Annotated in this window: 15 protein-coding genes; 11 read left to right on the plus strand and 4 right to left on the minus strand. The window is 43.7% G+C overall.

From position 1 onward, the window contains the following. Positions 1–47 precede the first annotated feature (47 nt). Entirely contained in the window at positions 48–2,264 is a 2,217-nt protein-coding gene (locus tag MZO41_RS04635) for an alpha-galactosidase (RefSeq protein WP_058906943.1), read from the plus strand. 99 nt (positions 2,265–2,363) lie between these two features. Here the strand turns inward: MZO41_RS04635 and MZO41_RS04640 are convergent, their stop codons facing one another. Both MZO41_RS04640 and MZO41_RS04645 read right to left on the minus strand, forming a co-directional pair. Then, positions 2,364–3,323 carry a beta-galactosidase small subunit gene (locus MZO41_RS04640; protein WP_011102183.1) on the minus strand — a complete coding sequence of 320 codons (960 nt, stop codon included), beginning with the start codon at positions 3,321–3,323 and terminating at the stop codon, positions 2,364–2,366. Further along, on the minus strand, positions 3,307–5,187 hold the full coding sequence (locus tag MZO41_RS04645) for a glycoside hydrolase family 2 TIM barrel-domain containing protein (RefSeq protein ID WP_013356034.1): 1,881 nt from the start codon (positions 5,185–5,187) through the stop codon (positions 3,307–3,309). Before MZO41_RS04645 ends, MZO41_RS04640 begins: the two co-directional genes overlap by 17 nt. 283 nt (positions 5,188–5,470) lie before the next feature. Here MZO41_RS04645 and MZO41_RS04650 point away from each other — a divergent pair, with 283 nt between their 5' ends. The 6 genes from MZO41_RS04650 (at position 5,471) to MZO41_RS04675 (ending at position 11,622) form a co-directional block, all read left to right on the plus strand. Continuing rightward, positions 5,471–6,634 (plus strand): galactokinase, encoded by a 1,164-nt coding sequence (locus tag MZO41_RS04650; RefSeq protein WP_003643061.1) that lies wholly within the window; start codon positions 5,471–5,473, stop codon positions 6,632–6,634. Positions 6,635–6,698: 64 nt separating this feature from the next. Then, on the plus strand, positions 6,699–7,703 hold the full coding sequence (galE, locus tag MZO41_RS04655) for a UDP-glucose 4-epimerase GalE (RefSeq protein WP_013356033.1): 1,005 nt from the start codon (positions 6,699–6,701) through the stop codon (positions 7,701–7,703). Continuing rightward, a complete protein-coding gene (locus MZO41_RS04660; RefSeq protein ID WP_003643059.1) occupies positions 7,703–9,166 on the plus strand; it encodes a UDP-glucose--hexose-1-phosphate uridylyltransferase in 1,464 nt (487 codons plus the stop codon). Before galE ends, MZO41_RS04660 begins: the two co-directional genes overlap by 1 nt. A gap of 133 nt (positions 9,167–9,299) precedes the next feature. Then, positions 9,300–10,307, plus strand: a complete 1,008-nt coding sequence (locus MZO41_RS04665; RefSeq protein ID WP_003643058.1) for a LacI family DNA-binding transcriptional regulator — start codon at positions 9,300–9,302, stop codon at positions 10,305–10,307. A gap of 239 nt (positions 10,308–10,546) precedes the next feature. Further along, positions 10,547–10,993, plus strand: coding sequence for a helix-turn-helix domain-containing protein (locus MZO41_RS04670; RefSeq protein WP_016511055.1), 447 nt, complete (start codon positions 10,547–10,549; stop codon positions 10,991–10,993). Next, positions 10,990–11,622, plus strand: a complete 633-nt coding sequence (locus MZO41_RS04675) for a Fic/DOC family protein (protein WP_128650819.1) — start codon at positions 10,990–10,992, stop codon at positions 11,620–11,622. The genes MZO41_RS04670 and MZO41_RS04675 overlap by 4 nt, the downstream gene beginning before the upstream one ends. A gap of 89 nt (positions 11,623–11,711) precedes the next feature. Here MZO41_RS04675 and MZO41_RS04680 read toward each other — a convergent pair whose 3' ends face one another. Continuing rightward, a complete protein-coding gene (locus tag MZO41_RS04680; RefSeq protein WP_225442961.1) occupies positions 11,712–12,611 on the minus strand; it encodes an AraC family transcriptional regulator in 900 nt (299 codons plus the stop codon). Between the two features lie 220 nt (positions 12,612–12,831). Here MZO41_RS04680 and MZO41_RS04685 point away from each other — a divergent pair, with 220 nt between their 5' ends. From MZO41_RS04685 to MZO41_RS04700, 4 genes are all read left to right on the plus strand, one after another. Beyond that, positions 12,832–14,109 carry an MFS transporter gene (locus MZO41_RS04685; RefSeq protein WP_003643054.1) on the plus strand — a complete coding sequence of 426 codons (1,278 nt, stop codon included), beginning with the start codon at positions 12,832–12,834 and terminating at the stop codon, positions 14,107–14,109. Positions 14,110–14,138: 29 nt separating this feature from the next. After that, positions 14,139–15,716, plus strand: a complete 1,578-nt coding sequence (locus tag MZO41_RS04690; RefSeq protein ID WP_022638259.1) for an alpha-L-rhamnosidase-related protein — start codon at positions 14,139–14,141, stop codon at positions 15,714–15,716. A 14-nt stretch (positions 15,717–15,730) separates the two neighbouring features. Further along, a complete protein-coding gene (locus MZO41_RS04695; RefSeq protein ID WP_013356028.1) occupies positions 15,731–17,011 on the plus strand; it encodes an MFS transporter in 1,281 nt (426 codons plus the stop codon). A 77-nt stretch (positions 17,012–17,088) separates the two neighbouring features. Then, complete coding sequence (locus MZO41_RS04700; protein WP_013356027.1) at positions 17,089–19,047, plus strand: alpha-L-rhamnosidase-related protein; 1,959 nt, start codon at positions 17,089–17,091, stop codon at positions 19,045–19,047. Positions 19,048–19,141: 94 nt separating this feature from the next. On the opposite strand, the gene MZO41_RS04705 is transcribed toward MZO41_RS04700, so the two are convergent. Then, positions 19,142–20,152, minus strand: coding sequence for a LacI family DNA-binding transcriptional regulator (locus tag MZO41_RS04705; RefSeq protein WP_003643050.1), 1,011 nt, complete (start codon positions 20,150–20,152; stop codon positions 19,142–19,144). Positions 20,153–20,313 lie beyond the last annotated feature (161 nt).

A 20,313-nucleotide genomic window follows, 5' to 3' on the forward strand; every position in this document is an offset into this window, starting at 1 on the left:
TTGTGAACTGAAATAGAAAAAGCTAATAGCGAAGGGAAGATTTTACTATGGCAGTAACGTTGCAGCAAACTTTAATTGACATTGATGAAGAACAACTTGTCTTTCACCTGCATAACGATCAAATCTCGTATATTCTAGGTGTGGAGACAGGCAACGTGTTGGCCCACTTGTACTTTGGCCCACGGGTTCGGGGTTATCATGGCGAGCGTCAGTATCCCCGGATTGATCGGGGGTTCTCAGGAAATTTACCGAATACGACTGATCGAAGCTATTCCAAGGATGATTTGCCACAGGAATACGGTGGCAATAATACCGGTGATTATCGGCAACCCGCCGCGATTATTCGCGCGGCCAATGGTGCTCGAACAGTTGATTTTCGCTATCAAGACTGCCGGATGGAAGCCGGTAAGCCGGAACTTAAGGGCTTGCCACAAACTTATGTCGAAGATGAGGATGAAGCCCAAACTTTGATTGTGACGTTGCGAGATGCCACATTAGGCGTGACACTCGAATTAGCCTACACGATTTATCGGGATCGGCCAGTTATCACGCGTAGCGCCCGGTTGATTAATCACAGTGAGCAAGCTGTCGACTTAGAAAAAGTGGCTTCGATGCAGATGGACCTGCCAACCCAACCATTAGATGCCATTTCGTTACCTGGAAGCTATGCGCGTGAGCGCCAGCTTAGTCGTGAACGGCTCCATCGAGGTGTAACTCAGTTTGAAAGTCGCCGGGGTGCTAGTTCTCATCATATGAATCCTTTTGTGGCGCTAGCTGATCCGAATACTAATGAATTTCAAGGCAATGTCCTTGGTGCATTGCTAATTTATTCAGGTAACCACCAGATTAGTTTAGAACGGGACCCAATTGGTCAGACACGCTTGACTATGGGAATCAATGAATATAACTTCGACTGGCGATTGGCGGCCGGTGATAGTTTCCAAACGCCCGAGGTTGCAATGGTATACTCGACGACGGGGCTTAATGGTATGTCGCAAACCTACCATGATTTATTGCGTGATCGCGTGGCGCGCAGTCGTTACAAGCACGATCTCCGGCCGATCTTGATCAACAATTGGGAAGCCACTTACTTTGACTTTGATGCGGACAAGATTCAATCAATCTTGGATGCTGCAGCACCACTGGGTATCGAAATGTTTGTGCTGGATGACGGTTGGTTCGGTCATCGAAATGATGATAATAGTTCGCTAGGTGACTGGTTTGTTAATCGGAACAAGTTACCAGGAGGCTTAGCGGATATTAGCAAACGGACCCATGATAAAGGGATGCGGTTCGGACTTTGGTTCGAGCCAGAAAATATTTCAGCCGATTCCGATCTTTATCGGGCCCATCCTGATTGGGTGTTAGGCGTACCAGATCGTGGCCGAACGTTATCGCGGAACGAATACGTGCTTGATTTCAGCCAGCCGGATGTTGTCGACAATATTTTTGAACAAATGACCGCAGTTCTTGATAAGGTGCCCATTGATTATATCAAGTGGGATATGAACCGCAATTTAACGGAAGTCTATTCGCCACATAGCGATTCAACTCATGAAGGTGAGACTAGCCACCGCTTTATCTTAGGTGTATATGACTTGATGGAGCGTTTAACAAAACGCTATCCACAGATCTTATTTGAAGGCTGCTCTGGCGGTGGTGGCCGCTTTGATGCTGGTTTAATGTATTATATGCCACAGAGTTGGCCATCAGATAATAATGACCCGATTGAACGGCTCAAAATTCAATATGGGACTTCACTCGTTTATCCAATTTCTGCAATTACCGCCCATGTTGGGACGAGCCCGGATGAATTGTTAGGACGGTCGACGTCGATGAAGATGCGTGGTGCTGTGGCAATGAGTGGTACCTTGGGCTATGAACTGGACGCGGCCCAACTAAGTGATGCGGACAAGCAGGCCGTTAAAAGACAGGTTGCCTTCTATAAGCAGCACCGTGAGTTAGTTCAATACGGGGCCTTTTATCGATTAGAGAGCCCGTTTGAATCTAATACGGTGGCGTGGATGTTTGTTAGTCCGGATCAGAAAGAAGCCTTGCTGTTCACCTTCGTTATTTTAGGTGCAGTTCAACCAGAACCGCATATTACGAAGTTAGCGGGATTAGACCCTCAGCAGACCTACGTTGAGACCGACACAAACAAAATGTACGGTGGCGATGAATTGATGCAACTAGGACTCTACACGACTCCCGTTCAAACTAGTGACTTTACGGCGCAGGTACATTACTTCAAGGCTAAGGACTAAGCTCAGCCATTAAACATATTAAAACTTAATCATCGTTAATCTAAAAGAACGCTCTGGCAAATAACTCGCCGGAGCGTTCTTTTGAAATCAAAATAACTTTTAGAAATGAATATTAAAGCTGAAGTCAATGTCTTGATCAGCGGGGATATGATATGGGGATTCTACGTCTGTTCCCCAACTATCAATGCCACCGACCCCACGAACGGCACCGTAGATTGATAAGACCGTTCGCCGTGCTAATGGTAATTCTTCCATGTGCGTTGCGTTTTCTAGTTCAGCGGCGGTATAGGGAAGGCAGCTGAAGGCGAATGGTGCATCGGCTTGGCTAAATGTCAAACTGAACGGTGTGTTGTCGTGGTCAGCGTTATTTTGTGTTGTTGATCGCGTTACTGTCACTTGTTCAGTTTGCATGTGCATGCCGCATTCTTGTGGGACCAAGTATGGTGTGACTGGCAGACTGTCAACGTGGAATCGCCCGTGCGTTGCGCCGGCCAGCCGGTCAGGATAAGTCTCACCGGACAAACCGGTATAGTCGAAGCCGGTCGCGGTAGTTGGTATGATAAACCGCAGACCAAATGCGGGTAGCTCTGGCAAATCAGACTGACCGCTATAATGGGTGGCGATATTGATCTGACCGTCTGCTGTCACCGTATAAGTCACTGTGACGATGGTACTAGGAACGGTCGTGGTAACGAAGTGGTAAGCCAGTGAGACTTTCGTGGCGATTTCGTGATCCGTGTATTTGTTATTGAGTGGCGCGATTGGTAACGGTGTGACTGGTTGGTCGTCAACCGTCAATTCGATATCTTGACAAGTTGAGAACTTATCGGCCGCGTACCACTGTGCGGATTTGACTGAAAAGCCGCTACCGTGATCATTATCGGTTGTCGCCCGCCAAAAGATGGGCGTGGGTGTACGATAGAGCCACTCTTTATCGTTGACGACGAGTGATTCAAGTCCGCCACGTTCGTAGCTAAAGAGGTAGTGGAAATTAGCCCCCTGTAGTCCTAAACTCCCGTCGCCGTAAATAACGTGTAGTTGATTATTTGTGTAAGCCATAATAATATTTCACCTCTTGCATTGCTGGTTTTGGTGTCCGGTCGGCAAACATTAAGCCGTCACCGGAGAATTCATAATCGGAGTGGCGTTCGTCGAAATCACCGCCATACCGGAGCACGTCTTGGTCGGTAATTGGGTCATGAACGAAGAGGGCTTGATCAATAAAGTCCCAAATAAAGCCACCTTGATACATCGGATACTTGTCGATCAAATCATTATATGATTGCATACCGCCCAGAGAATTCCCCATGTCATGCATATATTCACAATCTAGGAAAGGTTTGGTTGGGTTATCTTCCAAGTAAGCTACAATATTTTGGGGCTTTTCGTACATCCGACTTTCAACATCAGAAATGCGATCTTTTAATTCTGGTGTGTGGACAACACCTTCGTAGTGGACGAGTCGTGAATCATCGTGTTCTTTATAAAAAGCCTGCATCGCCGCGATATCTTCGCCAGCATACGATTCATTGCCAAGTGACCAAAAAATGATCGATGGGTGGTTTTTAAACCATTCGTAGTTCGAACGGGCCCGGTCGATCACCGCTGCTAACCAGTGTGGATTATCGCCAGGAACATTGTAAGAAGGCTCGATAGCACCCATCTTTTGCCATGACCCGTGCGATTCGAGGTTGTTTTCGGCCATTAGGTAGATACCGGCCTCGTCACATAATTGATACCAAGGTAATTGATCAGGATAATGGCAGGTCCGATCGGCATTGATATTGTTAGCTAACATGGTTTGGATATCAGCGCGCATATCATCCATACTGATAACGCGACCGGTGTGGGCGTTCCATTCGTGCCGGTTAACCCCGTTGATCACCAACCGTTTATTGTTGACGTAAATGACTTTGTCATCGCGCAGCTCGACCGTCCGGAACCCAAACTGATATGGGACGACTTCCAAGAGTTGGCGATCAGCATCGTAAACTTCAATTGTCAATTGATAGAGATACGGCGTTTGTGGTGACCACAAGTGCAGTTGGTCGAATAACATGGTATCAAAGGTTACACTGCCACTACCGGTTTGCGTTTGACTCGTCAGTACTCGCCCGTCATGGTCTTTAACGGTCAGCGCTAAAGTGGCTGGTTCACCGGTTACTTTAGTAGTGATGTTGAGCTCACCACTTTTGAGATTGGCATTTGGAACTGGTCGGATGTCCAAATCAGTAATATGGCTAGCAGGCTCCGCCAGTATATTGACGTCACGGAAAATACCAGAGAAACGGAACATATCTTGGTCTTCAATAAAGGCAGCAGTACTGCGTTTGTAGACCCGAACCGCTAAAACGTTACCTTGGTCCTGAATATACGGCGTCAAATCAAATTCTGAAGGGGTGAAACTATCTTCAGCGTAGCCAATAAAATGGCCATTTAACCAGACGTACAGGGCTTCTTCTACCCCTTGGAACTGAATGATAATACGTTGCCCTTTAAAAGCATCGTCGAGATCAAAGGTTTTGAGGTACGAGCCGACGGTGTTGTCCGCAGCGTCGCTGAATAGGCCTGGTGTTAATTGATCTTGATTGAGGGTATACGGTGGGCGACGATAAATTTTACCTTCCCATGGGTATAGCGTGTTAATGTATTGAATTTGACCATAGCCGGCTAGTTCAATATGACCGGGAACTTGAATCGTATCAAAGTCGGTTGCATCGAAATCGGGTTGATAAAAATCAACTGGGCGTTCAGCCGGTGTCTTGGCGAAGTTAAAACGCCAAGCGCCATTGAGACTCTTGATGAAGCGACTACCCGTTTTGAATTCTGCTGTGTCGTGATAATAATGGTGATCACTATGTGCAGGTAATTGGTTGACCCGGAAGACTTCTGGGTCATCTAACCATTGAAGATTAGCTTGCATGAGGAAGCTCCTTTCAAAGTTACATAAATAAAAACGCTTACAATTATCATAAAACAAAATATTAAATTTGTATATGTCGTTTTAGTTAAACTTTAACTAAATGACAACAACTACTGACAACGACAACGGGCGATAAGAAGAATTTGAATCGATAACGTGATAAATTTGTAAAGCGTTACCAAATCTTGTTCTAAAGGTCTTATGGGGTGTTGACAACAATCAAAAAAAGCATTATAGTCAAACTAATAAAATTTTAGTAAAACTATTTACGGAGGGATTTTTCATGAATACTAGCGACTTAAAACAGGAGTTTACCGAAGCCTTTGATACCAAGCCAGAACGGGTCTTTTTCTCACCTGGTCGAATCAACTTGATCGGTGAACATACTGATTATAACGGGGGCCATGTTTTCCCATGTGCGATTACAATCGGGACATATGGTGTTTATGCACCCCGGACAGATACGACAGTGCGGATGTACTCAGCTAATATTCCAGATGCTGGGATCGTCACGTTTGATGTCAACGACCTTTCATATGACAAAGCCGCTGGTTGGACAAATTATCCTAAGGGAATGATGGACGAAATCGCGAAGACCGGCGTTAAATTCGATCATGGTTTTGATTTCTACGTCCATGGCAACATGCCTGATGGTGCTGGATTATCATCATCTGCGTCAATTGAGTTATTAACTGGAATCATGTTAAACACTGGTTTTAATCTCGGTATTAGCCAATTAGATCTTGTTAAGATTGGTCAAAAGTGCGAAAACAACTATGTTGGTGTTAACTCCGGGATCATGGATCAATTTGCTGTTGGAATGGGTAAAAAGGACCAAGCAATTTTACTTGATACCAACACCATGGACTATTCTTATGCACCCGTAAAGTTAGGCAACAACGTAATCGTTATCATGAATACGAACAAACGGCGCGAATTGGCGGATTCAAAATATAATGAACGCCGCTCCGAATGTGAAGAAGCATTACGCCGATTACAAACTAAGTTAGACATCAAATCACTTGGCGATTTAACTAACGACCAGTTTGACGAAGCGGCCTACTTAATCAATGATGAAACCTTAATCAAACGTGCCCGGCATGCCGTTTTCGAAAATCAACGGGCCATTCGCGCAACTAAGGCCTTGGCTGACGATGATTTAACGACCTTTGGCGAATTAGTGACGGCTTCCCACGTTTCACTACACTTTGACTATGAAGTGACTGGGAAAGAATTGGATACGTTGGCCGAAACAGCTTGGAAACAACCAGGCGTGCTTGGTGCGCGGATGACTGGTGCTGGCTTTGGTGGCTGTGGTATTGCCATCGTTGATAAGGACCAAGTCGATGCCTTTAAGGAAAACGTCGGTAAAGTTTATCGCGACACGATTGGTTACGACGCTGATTTCTACATTGCTGAAATCGCAGACGGCCCTAAGGAACTTTAATAAAAGAATTGATTTAAAATACAAATTAGCAGTAAGCATTGAGAAATATTGAGGAGGAATTAGAATGGCAGTTTTAGTTTTAGGTGGTGCCGGCTACATCGGTTCACACGCAGTTGATCGGTTGGTTGCAAAGGGGTATGACGTGGCGGTTGTTGATAACTTGGTCACGGGGCACCGGGCAGCGGTCAATGAACACGCGCGTTTTTATGAAGGTGATGTCCGGGATACGGCGTTCATGAATACCGTGTTTGACCAAGAAAACGTTGAAGGTGTCATTCATTTTGCAGCTTTCTCAGTTGTTCCTGAATCGATGAAAGATCCGCTCAAGTACTTTGATAACAACACGGCAGGGATGGTTAAGTTGCTCGAAGTGATGGCTAAGCACGATGTGAAGAAAATCGTCTTCTCATCGACCGCAGCAACTTATGGTGAACCTAAGCAGGTGCCAATCAAGGAATCGGACCCACAAGTGCCAACTAACCCATACGGTGAAAGTAAATTAGCGATGGAAAAGATCATGCACTGGTCAGATGTGGCTTACGGGATTAAATTCGTGGCCTTACGTTACTTTAACGTGGCGGGGGCTAAGCCTGACGGCAGCATCGGCGAAGATCACGCACCAGAAACGCATCTCGTCCCAATTATTTTACAAGTAGCTGCTGGTGAACGGGATCAATTACAAATCTTCGGTGACGACTATCCAACTCCAGACGGGACCAATGTTCGGGACTATGTTCACGTTGTCGATTTAGCTGATGCACATATCTTAGCCTTGGAATACCTAAAGCAGGGGCACGATAGCGATGCGTTTAACTTGGGTTCTTCAACGGGCTTCTCCAACAAACAAATGTTGGACGCTGCTCGTGAAGTCACTGGTAAGCCAATTCCAGCAGTCATGGCACCACGCCGCGCTGGTGATCCAAGCACATTGGTTGCAGCTAGCGACAAGGCACGTACTGTTTTAGGTTGGACACCTCAGTATGATGATGTGAAAGAAATTATCAAGACGGCTTGGACTTGGAAAGAAAGTCATCCGGCCGGCTATGATGATCGGGGAGGCCAAGCATAATGACGAGTTTGGATCAATTTGTCACGGCGGTGATCGCGTCGCCTTCGCAATATACTGAATTAGATCGAATCTATGTGCATAACCGGGTTCTTGGTTTGGTCGGCGAGGGTGATCCGATTGCGGCAAGCGATGACCAATTAACAAGTTTAACCGATGCCTTGGTTAAAACGGCGATTCAAAATGGCAAGATCGAAGCGACCCAATCGGATGAAGATATCTTAGCGGATCAATTGATGGATCTTGTGACCCCGTTACCATCCGTATTAAACCAACGTTTTTGGGATAAGTATCAGGTTAGTCCGCAAACGGCAACCGACTATTTCTTTAACTTAAGCAAAGCTAATGATTATATCAAGACGCGGGCCATTGCGAAAAACGTGGTCTTTCCAGCAAAAACGCCATTTGGTGACTTAGAGATTACCATCAACTTATCAAAGCCTGAAAAGGATCCTAAAGCGATTGCGGCAGCGCGTAACCAACCGCAAGATGGCTATCCACTTTGCCAACTATGTATGCAGAATGAAGGCTATCTAGGCCGGCTCGGTTACCCAGCACGGAGCAATCACCGAATTATTCGGTTAACACTTGGTGGCAATACTTGGGGTTTCCAATATTCTCCATATGCTTACTTTAATGAACACTCGATTTTCTTGGATCAAGAGCACCGGCCAATGGTCATTAACCGGCAAACTTTTACCAACTTACTTGAAATTGTTCAGCAATTTCCACATTACTTTGTGGGCAGTAATGCGGACTTGCCAATTGTTGGTGGTTCAATGCTGTCACACGAGCATTACCAAGGTGGTCGGCACGAATTTCCAATGATGAAAGCGCCAATTGCACGCACGATTGACTTAGGTATCGCGGGTGTTAAGGCTGGGATTGTTAAATGGCCAATGTCGACGATTCGGCTGACGAGTCAGGACTTGGTTGCATTAACGGATGCCGCTGTGAAGATTCATGAGACGTGGAAGAATTATTCGGACGAGAGTGTGGATGTTCGTGCTTATACGGATGGCACACGTCATCACACAACGACACCGATTGCACGCAAAGTTGGCGATGACTACGTATTAGATATCGTTTTGCGTGATAATCAGACGTCTGCTGAATTTCCAGATGGCATCTTCCATCCACATCAGGATGTTCAACATATCAAGAAGGAAAATATTGGCTTGATTGAAGTGATGGGCCGGGCCATTTTACCAGCCCGGTTGAAGACCGAATTAGCTGAAGTCGGCAAATACTTGTTGGATCAGCCTAATCAAATGGTCGCGATGCATCAAGCATGGGCTGATCAATTGAAGGCCACTAATACCATCACCGCTGACAATGTGACGACTGTCATTGATACGGCGGTCGGCAACGTCTTTGCCCGGGTTCTGGCCGATGCTGGGGTCTTTAAGTGGGATGACGCTGGTGAGGCAGCCTTTGATCGTTTTGTCGCAGCAATGCACGATTAAGTTGTTAATCAAATGAAGACGTGGGGCAACGGGGTGTTGCAGACGCGATTTACCGACTAGTCATGATTGGTGAATAGTGTCACGCCCAGTTGCCCCACGTTTGTTATTCAGTGCTAATTAAGAGAAAAGAGGAATGACGATGGCCGTAACGTTAAAAGATATTGCGCAACGAGCAGATGTCTCATTGGCGACGGTATCGCGGGTCTTAAATTATGACAAGACACTATCAGTGAGCGAGCAGACACGCAAGCGCGTGTTTACGATTGCTGGCGAGCTGCGGTACAGTAAGCGTAAACGTCAGCATATAAAGGCGCTAATGCGGAAAAATATCGCTGTGATTCAGTGGTACTCTAAGATTCAAGAACATGATGACTTATATTATTTAGCGATTCGTAAAGGAATTGAGCATCAAGCTCAAGTGTGTGGTTTTACGACGACTAGTATCTTCCAGAATAATTTAGATCAGGTTGGCGATGATATTGATGCAATCGTGGCGGTGGGAAAATTTAGCCCTGTCCAAGTACAACAGTTGAGTCGTTTGTCAAGCCAGCTTGTTTTTGTTGATGACGATCACTTTGCTCAGGGATTCAGCAGTGTGGTGACTGATTTTACGTTTGCTACTAACCGCGTCGTTGATTATTTTTGGCGGCGTGGTATCCGAGATATCGGCATGATTTATGGCAAAGAGTGGTCCACTGATCAGCAGGTGGAGATTCCCAATCAACGTCAGCAAAGCTTTGAACAGGCGTTGCAGCGGCATCATGCCTATCATGCTGAGTATGTATTAGCTGGTGATTACACTAGTCAATCTGGTTATCTGATGATGAAACGGGCCATTGAAATGTTAGGTGACCGCTTACCACACGCTTTCTTTATCGCTAATGATCCGATGGCAGCCGGTGCGCTCAAAGCGTTACAGCAAGCTGATATTGCTGTGCCACAGCGGGTCAAGTTGTTTAGTTTCAATAACACGACGCTGGCCGAATATGTGTATCCAGAGATTAGCTCGGTCAATGTTGAGACTGAACTGATGGGAAAGACGGCCATCGATTTGTTGGTGAGCCGATTCCAAGATGATCGTCAAGCAGCCCAGCGCATTGAACTGGGAACGACGTTGGTAGAACGTGAAAGCACCAAATGAAATCATCGAGTGTTCGTGAAATTTGGCAGAAATATCGTAATTAATTAATGTGCCACCCGATTGTTAAAAAGTGGTGCATGACTTTGATGGGGTACTGGTTGGTATTGAATAGCGCGCGTGAATGGGTTGAGTGGTCATGCTACTGCTTTCTGATTAGTTGGTCTGTTTTGCTAAGGTGTGAGGCCATAATAACGACAATTGTACCCTTCAAGGGTATAATTGTGAGTGAGGTGATGAAAATGAAAACAACTGCCACAATCCTTAAGGAGATTCGGCAACATTACCAAATTAGTCAGGCAAAGCTGGCAAAGTTACTCAACACCTCGGTTAGAACGGTGCAGCACTGGGAACAAGCGGACTACCAACCAAGTGGCACCGCGGTACGTTTGATTCAGATTTTGGCTACGGACGATGCGGTGTATACCGCACTGACAAACCTCGAGGAGGAGAATACGATTATGTATTTAGAACACGATGATCAGAAGTTCACCATCATGGGTGTGCAGTTTCGGAATCAAGAGGAATACCGGGCGACCATGAATGCAATTATCAGCAATATGTATGAGGGTTTTGAGCCGACTAAGGAAGATGTTCAAGACGCTCGTCGTTTCTATGACGAAGGCCCGATTAGCGCACAAGAGATGCTAGCAAGAATACGTACTTCGACCAATCGTAAAGCCGAATGAGAAAGGTATGGGCGGACTACCTACAACCAAACGGTATTTTGAAAAATCGCTTAGGCATTACTGAAGCGGCTACTTTGCAGAAAATTGAGTACAAAGTGAGTACGCAACGGCAACAGCAATTATCCCGCAATCAATATCTTCTGCCAGACTCTCATCAATTGACAGGACGTCAAATTGGAGAGCTAAAATTGATCAATGGGTTTTTGCTCGGTGAAATTTACGACTGGGCCGGTCACTATCGCGAAGTTGATTTCAACAAGACTGCGAATGGCGTGGTGACGTTTTTCCACCCGGTGGCTTTATTTGGTAATGCTGAGATGGATATTCAACGCCAACTCGATAATTTTGCGATGTTACCGAATGATCGGGAACAGCTTGCACAGGCGTTGGGACAAGTTGTCACCGAAATCAACATGTTTCATCCGTTTCGGGAAGGTAATGGCCGCACGACGCGGCTGTTTACTGAGGTTTTGGCTTGGCAGCATGGTTTTGACATCAACTATACCCAGGCACAGCAGGATGCTTACATGCAAGCGTCAATTCAAGATGATGGCACAGGTGTTCCTGGAAGTACTAACCAAATAGATCAATTATTGTTAGTCGTGATACTAAGAATGGTCTTAAATTAAAACAACAAGTGCACTCGGAAATTTCTAATCTGAGTGCACTTGTTGTTTTAGTTTAGTGAGATATATGACGTTTGTCGCAGCGGTCAATTTTACTGCTTGAGTGGGCCACTAACTTTTCGTTTATATTCGGATGGGGTGGTCTTTAGGTATTTTTTAAACAGACGAAAGAGTGATGAGGTGTTTTGATATCCGATGATGTCGCAAATGTCAGCGAGTGTACAGTTAGTTTTGATCATCAGATTTTGGGCAGCAGAAATTCGGCGGCGGTCAACAAGTTCTTTAAAGGTCTTGCCCGTCGCTTCTTTTAATTTGTTACCCAGATAATTCGTATTATAAGAGAACTTGGCGCTGACATCACGTAATGTCACGCTGGCGAAATTCTGATTGATGTACTGAATGATTGGCAAAAGATTGTCGTCCGTATTGTCAGAAAAGTTAATGTATTCTTGCTCAATCGATTGCGATAATTCAAGAATTAATGTAGATAGCAGCAGGCCCATTGATTTATTACGTTGGCGGCTCTTTGTAAGGCCCTTGATAATTAAACTTTCAACTAAATTGATGGCAACTTCTTGGTGTGTTAAGTCAAACAGAATAAAGTTGTTGTGCAACGTATTGATGTGGGATGCATTATATAAAAATTGAGTGATTTCATTGGTTGAAACGGCAATATAGTCGAAAAGTTGGTTCATCGTTGAGTCATTCTTGAGCAAGATGTTAATCAAAATATCATTACTGCCCGTTGATTCAATTTGCTGAACAATGTCTTTATCCATCAAAATTAGGTTGTGCTGATGGAGGGTCACTTTTTCGCCATTAATATACTGAGTACAAGTGCCAGCATACATATAATTAAGCTCAATAAAGCTATGCGTGTGAGCTGGAACATAGGAAAAGCGATTATTTTTGGTAACAGCAATATCACCGTGCTTAAAAAAATCTGAGCGGGGCATCTGGGGAATCGGATTATTCACATAGTCTAAGTCCATGTAGTTAACGTTACCATGTGATTGGCGTTGCTTTAGCTCAACCGGTGTCAGAGCAAATAATTCGTAATTGAGAAATTTACTAGTCATTAATACTAACCTTCTTTAATATTTATCGTTTAGTACAACCTGTGATTTTGCACGATCATTCATGTAGTTGAGATATGGTACCCCTTACAGTAATCGCTTACAATATTCGTATAAATAAAGGGAGGTTCTTCATATGAATAACGGCGAGACGTCAACTTCAATGGTGAAAAAATATCGGCCATTAGCAGTAGCTGCAGGAATTGGTTCCATTTTAGGATCAGGAATTATCGTTGGCTTATCCGCGACTATTACAGTGTGGCAGAACGGACTAGGTCTTACTAACAGTCAAGTTGGTATTATTTCAGGTGCACTAACTTTTGCAATTGCAATTGGATCCTTATTAGCAGGACAGATAACAAAATCTTTTGGTCTAGTTAAATCGTTTAATTGGTTAAACCTGATTTATGCGATTGGCGCCTTGATCTGTGTTTTCTCGAATAATTATATCATGCTTTTGATTGGCGTCATCATTACCGGGTTAGCTTCGGGTGCTGATTTACCAATTAGTTTAACCGTAGTTTCGCATGATGCACCGGATGATAAGACCTCGGCTAGTTTAGTATCGTCGACGCAAATCTTCTGGCAAATTGGGGTTTTCATGTCTTATGTTTGTGCCTTTATTGTTTCTAAAATGGCCGGTGCTTCCGGTGCTCGGATTGTTTTTTCGATTTTAGCAATTTTTGCCTTGATTACTTGGGCATGGCGGACTTTTTCAACTAAGTTCCGAGCATTTCATGAAGAAGGTGAACAACGGCGTATTGATCGCGAAGCAGCTTCACAGACAACAGAGAAGGTCTCGATTAAGACGGTCTTCGCTGGTGCCAACAAGGGACGCTTTATGGCATTCTTCTTCAGTATTTTAATCTTCTATGTTTGCTGGAATCTACTGGCCAATACGTTCGGACAGTTTCAAACGTTTACGCTGGTTCAAGCACATGCGAGTCAAAGTTTCGCAACTGGTGCTGGGATAGTCCTAAACTTTATCTCGTTGTTGGCAACCATGGCTTTTGCATCAGTCGCTGGGGGTAAGTATCGTAATAAGTTCTTCTTAGTTGGGATTACCGTTCAATTTTTGGCAATGCTCGGACTAGCAATGAGTAGTCATTCGTTATGGCCAATTGTCATCACGATTGGCTGTTACAACATTGGGAATAATATTGCTGGTGAAGCGATGTATAAAGTTTGGACACAGGAAGCATTTCCAGTTGAAGTTCGGGCATCAGTTCAAGGATTTATTAATGGCTTTTCACGGGTATGTTGTGGCCTATTTGCCTTAATTACACCTGCGTTAGTTGTGCCATCAGCAATTCGTAACACGATGTTTGGGTTCGCTGCCATTGTCTTTATTAGCTTTGTAGCAGGGCTGACAATGATGCGATTGGAAAAGAAACATGGTATTAATAACTTTTAAACAAAGTATTTAGAAAGCGAGTGGAAGAGATGGCGTTTACTTTTCAAATCAATAATGATGTTCAATTTCGGCATAATCAAGCATTATTAGACAAGTCGGCAAGCTATCGGCCAATACTGAAAGAAACCCAAGTTAAGGCGGCATCGATTGTGGCGCTCGAGCGTGATACGCAATACCTTGAAGGATGGGGTGTTAAACAAATTGCACCTATTGAACGATTATCAAGTTATGAGTTGAAACGTGACGACCAAATTATCATAGATTTTGGCGATCATCAGGTTGGTCAATTTAGTATTAATATTAACGCTGTTGGTTCACCAATGGATGCACCACTATGTTTTAAGATTAAGTTTGCTGAAATGCCTGCAGAATTAGCACGCAAGAGTGAAGATTACGACGGTTGGTTGAGCAAATCTTGGATTCAAGAAGAAACTGTTCACTTAGATGTGCTGCCAACCACGCTGACGTTACCACGACGCTATAGTTTTCGTTATGCTGAGATCACAGTTGTTGATACGTCACCAAAATGGCGAGCTGTTTTTAGCAATCCAGTGGTCACGGCGACAAGTGCGGTAGACACTGCGACAGTGCATCAACCGAAATTAGCCGATGCACAATTACAACGGATTTATGAGGTTGGCTTGAAAACATTAGCTGATTGTATGCAGGATGTCTTTGAAGATGGACCAAAGCGCGATCGGCGATTATGGATTGGTGATCTTCGGCTACAAGCATTGGCCAATTATGCAACGTTCAAAGATACAGATCTGGTCAAGCGGTGTCTGTATTTGTTCGGTGCGATGCCTACAACGGCTGGCCGGATTCCTGCCAATGTTTTTACTAAACCAACGGCAGTTCCAGATGACACCTTCTTGTTTGATTACAGTCTATTCTTTATTTCAATTTTGGCTGATTATGAGGCGTTTAGTTCTGATAAAACAGTTTTGAATGATTTATATCGTGTTGCTAAAAAGCAAATGGATTTGGCGTTGGCACAAGTTACTTCTGAAGGTAAATTGAAATTGACTGAAGAAAATCCGGTTTTCATCGACTGGTCAAATGATTTTGACAAAGAAACGGCTGGGCAGGCCATTATTATTTATACGCTAAAACAATTTATTACGCTTGCGGAACTGGTTAATGATACAAGCTTAGAGACCTATACAGCGATACTGCGTAAATTAAACCAGTACGCTAAAACTCAATTGTTTGATTCGCAATCGGGGTTATTTGTCTCAGGGGATCAGCGTGAAGTTAATGTGGCAAGCCAAGTGTGGATGACACTAGCACATGTTTTGGATCCTGAGCAAACCACGGCGCTTATGCAAACGACCGTCACGAAACTGTTTCCAATTACTGGTATTGCAACGCCGTATATGTATCACCATATTACGGAAGCATTATTTGAAGCAGGATTAAAGCAAGAGGCCGTCCAATTAATGAAAGATTACTGGGGCAAAATGATTACGCTAGGTGCGGATACTTATTGGGAAGCATTTGATCCTAATCAACCTGATTATTCGCCGTATGGGAGTCCCATTTTAAATAGTTATTGTCATGCTTGGAGCTGTACACCGGTGTACTTGATTAATAAGTACCTCGTTTAGGAGGAGTGTCTGCGATGGTTGACGAAAAAGTAAAGCTGAGTAAAGCAAACGTACTCTTAATAATTGTTGCTGGTCTAGCTTCCTATATGGATGCAGCGTTGCTCGTTAGTCTGGGAGTAGCGCTACCTATCTGGACAAAATATTTAGCACTGAATAGCTGGATGGTCGGACTACTAAGTACTATGCTGACGGTCGCGGTTGCAATTGGTTCATTTGTGGGCGGCTGGCTGTCGGATAAATTTGGCCGGGTCGCGGTGTTTAATGCTGATATCTTTTTTGTCGCGATTGGCTCGTTTATTATTGCGATTGCACAAAATACGACGATATTGATTATTGGTGTTGTGATTGCTGGTTTGGCCTCTGGTGCTGATTTACCAACGTCATTGGCGGTTATTTCGGAACGGATGTCTAGTAAAGTTTATGGTCGGGCAATTTCTTCAACTCAGATTTTTTGGACGATGGGCATTTTGTTGTCACAGTTTATTGGTTTTATAACTGCTAACAGTGGTATGGGAAGCCCGGCAGCCTTATTTGGTTGGATTGGATTAGTGGCAATTATTAATTGGTGCGTGCGGGTCTTTTCAAAGCGTTTTAAACAGATTGAAACAGACTTAGTTGACCATGAACATGTGGACTGTGCATCTAACGGTCAATCGGTTAAGAAGTATCGATTAGGTCAGCTATTGCGAACAGGTGGTTTGTTAGTACCAATGATTCTACTAACTGTTTTTTATCTATTTTGGAATTTGCCGGCCAATACGTGGGGGTCATTTGTTAACTATTTCTTAGTGACTGTTGATGGCCGTACGCAAGCCTATTCGACAATCGTGGCATTAATTGCCAATATTGTGTGTCTGTTAGTTAACCTGATCTATTTAAAGGTTTCAGACACTAGGTATCGCTACCGAGTGATGTATTTAGGTATTGCCGTAGCATTGCTTTCCTTTGTGACTGCAGGGATCTTTAGCGATGACTGGCAGATTTTCACCGTTGTTTATATTTTCTACTCTGGTAGTACAGTATTATGTGGTGAGGCCCTTTATAAAATTTGGAGTCAGACTTTCTATCCAGTGGATGCACGGGCAACGATGACGGGCTTTTCTTATGGCTTAGTTCGGGTGCTGACCGCTGCTTTCTCGCTAGTAACGCCAACATTAATGGGATATTCGCCGCAACTATTATTATGGATTATGGTTGGATGTACGGTGCTATTCGGTGCCTGTGCAGTGATCATTGTCGCTATTATTAAGAAGACCGGTTTAAAAGACCCAACGATGAAAACGGTTTCTGAATAAACTGATTAATATTACTTAAGAATTAAAAATGTAAGCCGGGCATTGCCGGGCTTATTTATTTAAAATCAAGGAGGATAATGCTCATGTCAAAAGAGGCTGTTTGGTTATGGTATCCTGGTGATTTTGAAATCCACCAAGGGATGTTACAAAATTTTAAACGTGAAGAACGTGGGATGGGTTGGCCTGCCTATTGGTATATTGATGATTGCAACCGTAATGTTAATTTTAAACGGCACTATGATTTAAAAGAATCCACACAATTTACAGTACTCGCCAAAGGAACGGGCTATGTTGATGTTAATGGCACTAAGTATCGCTTAAATCATGCGATTAATTGTGATGCGGGTGCGACTGATATTCAAGTGTTTGTTGGTAACGTTCAGGGATTGCCGACGATTTATATTGTTGGTGAGATTATCAAATCTGATAGTGGTTGGCTAGCTAGCAATTTTGTCACCACATTACCCGCTGGTCACGATATTCTCTACACTGACCGTAACCAGGATCCTAATGTGATTGAATATCGGACAGAAAAAGTAGTGGCCAAAGCACAACAAGCAGTTGACGGTGGCGTTTTATATGATTTTGGTCGCGCTGTGAATGGAACTGTCACAGTCAAAACGAATGGGCCAGTTACGTTATGTTACGGGGAGTCCGAAACTGAAGCACGGGATGTTGAGATGTGTTATTACAAGCAGTCGGACGTTACAGCTACAACAAAGGTTCGTAAACGTGCGTTTCGATATGTCTTTGTGCCTCATTGTCAGTTAGGTGACATTGAATTAACTGCTATGCACGAATATATTCCTAAAAATAATCCCTCCAGTTTTACCTCTGATAATAAGTTGATCAATCAAATTTGGAATGTAGCGACGGAAACGTTAAACCTTTGCAGTGACTTGTTCTTTATCGATGGGATCAAACGTGATCGGTGGATTTGGGCTGGTGACGCGTACCAAGCTAATTTTATCAATCAATATTCTTTCTTCAACGAAGATATTGATAAACGGACGTTATTAGCGTTGCGTGGGCAAGATGATATTAAGCAACATATGAATACAATTGTCGACTATTCCATGTTGTGGGTGATTGGTGTTCTAAATCATTACCAGATGACGGGTGACCGTGAATTTCTCAAAATTATTTACCCTAAGTTAGAGAGTATGGTGCAATACTTTATTCAACAGACAAATGAGCATGGTTTTATTTATGGTCGGAAAAATGACTGGATCTTTGTCGATTGGTCAGAAATGGATAAACAGGGTACCGTGGCGGCTGAACAAATCTTATTACTTGAAGATTACAAGACAATTATGACTTGTGGTGAGGTCTTAGGCAAAGATGTGGCGGGCTACCAAGCGAAGTATGACCAGTTGTTTAAGAACTTAATGAAATACTTTTGGGATGGTGAACAAGGAGCATTTATTGATAGTTATGAATCGGGTAAGCGGCACGTTACTCGTCATGCTAATATTTTTGCCATTTTGTTTGACGTTGTTGATGAGAACAAACAACAATTAATTTTAAAGAATGTTTTGTTGAATAATGCGATTACTCAAATTACCACGCCGTATTTTAAGTTTTTTGAACAAGATGCTTTATGTAAGCTGGGGGAACAACACCGTGTTTACCAAGTTTTATTAGACTATTGGGGCGGCATGTTAGATCGCGGGGCCGTGACCTTCTGGGAAGAATTCGATCCGTCGCAGCATGGCAAGGATATGTATGCCATGTATGGTGATCCCTATGGTAAGAGCCTGTGCCATGCCTGGGGAGCCAGTCCGATATATTTATTAGGTCGTCATTTTGTAGGATTACGGCCCACGGCTCCAGGATACCAGACTTTTGAGATCAAGCCTGAGTTATCAGAATTTCATCATTTACACACCGTGTTACCCATTAAAGGCGGTACCGTGACTGTCGTAAAAGATCAACACCAACTATCAGTCACTGCTAGCCGAGCTGGTGGGACATTGATTGTGGATGGGCAAAGACAATCTTTGGAACCTAATAGAACTGCGGTGGTCCCAGTGTAGCCGTCATTATTTTAATGGGTTAATTTAGAAGACACTTTTGGTATGCGCTTGTTGAAGCAAGTGCATACCAAAAGTGTCTTTGATTTGTGTCAAACTATGATTTATTCGTCGGCTTCACAAAACTTTTCCGATAAATTAATTTAGCATCAACTAATACCATGCGCTTCTGTGAACGGTCAAAAATAATCGTATCTTTCAATGTTGTGATAGCCTGTGCGGCTAAGTCGTCTGTGTCAATGTGGAAAGTCGTCAATGGTGGTGAAACGTAGCGCGCAATGTCGATATCGTTAATACTAATAATTGCGGTATCAGTGGGGACTGTGATTTTGTTTTCATTGAAAGCCTGTAAGACACCCACGGCCAACGGATCTGAACCGACTAAGAACCCTTTGGGCAATGCTTGTTTACTCAACGATTGCACGACTTGTTGTCCCAAGCGATAGCCACTTGCAACGGAGAATTCACCACCAATGAATAGAAACCGCGAATCAAATAGTTGTAACTCGCGTAGCCGACTTTCAAAGTATTTTTGGCGCGGATCTTGTTGATGGGTGACTTGTTGATCTTTATTCCAGTAGCCGCCGTTAATGAGACCAATGGGCGTATCACCTGCGGCTATCAATTGATCGATGGCTTGTTCGGTAATTGCTTGGAGGTTAGGCTGTACAGAATTGAAGTGATGCGGGTCTGGATTGGAATCAACGAAGATTCTGTGGGGTGTTAGCTGGCGCAATTTATGGAGCGCATCAGAATCGAATTCGCCAACTGCCATCACACCGTCGATGTCGTGGGGAATGTGGTCGATATCCGGATAAAAGGTGAGCTTTAAATTAGCCTGTTTTCCGTGTTCAACGAGACTCTGACGCAAATTACTGAAATAAATATCTTCAAGTTCTTGTTTTGGTTGGACAGCGAAGATTGTAGCTATCTGATAGGCAAGGCCGTGAGTGGTGTTTGGTTGTTCGTAATTCAAGTTTTGAGCAGTTTGTAGTATTTTTTTGCGAGCGTGATCCGAGATTGAAAATGACGGATCATTATTCAACAGCCGTGAGACGGTTGCCGGTGAATAGCCCGCTTTAGCGGCAATTTCACGAATAGTCGGCACAGTGGAAGACTCCTTTCGACAAACAAGTTGCTAAACAGATGATTACCAGAGTTAAAAAGCTTCACTTATAATAATACGCTTTCATTAGCGCTAATAAAAGCAGTAATGAATATAAACAAAACGTAAATAGTGTTTACTGATATTTAGTAATTATTTTAGTA

The sequence above is a fragment of the Lactiplantibacillus sp. C232 genome (assembly GCF_023806725.1).
Classification (GTDB): Bacteria; Bacillota; Bacilli; order Lactobacillales; family Lactobacillaceae; genus Lactiplantibacillus; species Lactiplantibacillus plantarum.

Coding starts and splice junctions, on each gene's coding strand:
- MZO41_RS04650 (WP_003643061.1), top strand. CDS start 5,471: ATGAATACTAGCGACTTAAAACAGGAGTTTACCGAAGCCTTTGATACC.
- galE (WP_013356033.1), top strand. CDS start 6,699: ATGGCAGTTTTAGTTTTAGGTGGTGCCGGCTACATCGGTTCACACGCA.
- MZO41_RS04685 (WP_003643054.1), top strand. CDS start 12,832: ATGAATAACGGCGAGACGTCAACTTCAATGGTGAAAAAATATCGGCCA.
- MZO41_RS04635 (WP_058906943.1), top strand. CDS start 48: ATGGCAGTAACGTTGCAGCAAACTTTAATTGACATTGATGAAGAACAA.
- MZO41_RS04680 (WP_225442961.1), bottom strand. CDS start 12,611: ATGGACTTAGACTATGTGAATAATCCGATTCCCCAGATGCCCCGCTCA.
- MZO41_RS04690 (WP_022638259.1), top strand. CDS start 14,139: ATGGCGTTTACTTTTCAAATCAATAATGATGTTCAATTTCGGCATAAT.
- MZO41_RS04700 (WP_013356027.1), top strand. CDS start 17,089: ATGCTCATGTCAAAAGAGGCTGTTTGGTTATGGTATCCTGGTGATTTT.
- MZO41_RS04640 (WP_011102183.1), bottom strand. CDS start 3,323: ATGGCTTACACAAATAATCAACTACACGTTATTTACGGCGACGGGAGT.
- MZO41_RS04675 (WP_128650819.1), top strand. CDS start 10,990: ATGAGAAAGGTATGGGCGGACTACCTACAACCAAACGGTATTTTGAAA.
- MZO41_RS04670 (WP_016511055.1), top strand. CDS start 10,547: ATGAAAACAACTGCCACAATCCTTAAGGAGATTCGGCAACATTACCAA.
- MZO41_RS04660 (WP_003643059.1), top strand. CDS start 7,703: ATGACGAGTTTGGATCAATTTGTCACGGCGGTGATCGCGTCGCCTTCG.
- MZO41_RS04695 (WP_013356028.1), top strand. CDS start 15,731: ATGGTTGACGAAAAAGTAAAGCTGAGTAAAGCAAACGTACTCTTAATA.
- MZO41_RS04665 (WP_003643058.1), top strand. CDS start 9,300: ATGACGATGGCCGTAACGTTAAAAGATATTGCGCAACGAGCAGATGTC.
- MZO41_RS04645 (WP_013356034.1), bottom strand. CDS start 5,187: ATGCAAGCTAATCTTCAATGGTTAGATGACCCAGAAGTCTTCCGGGTC.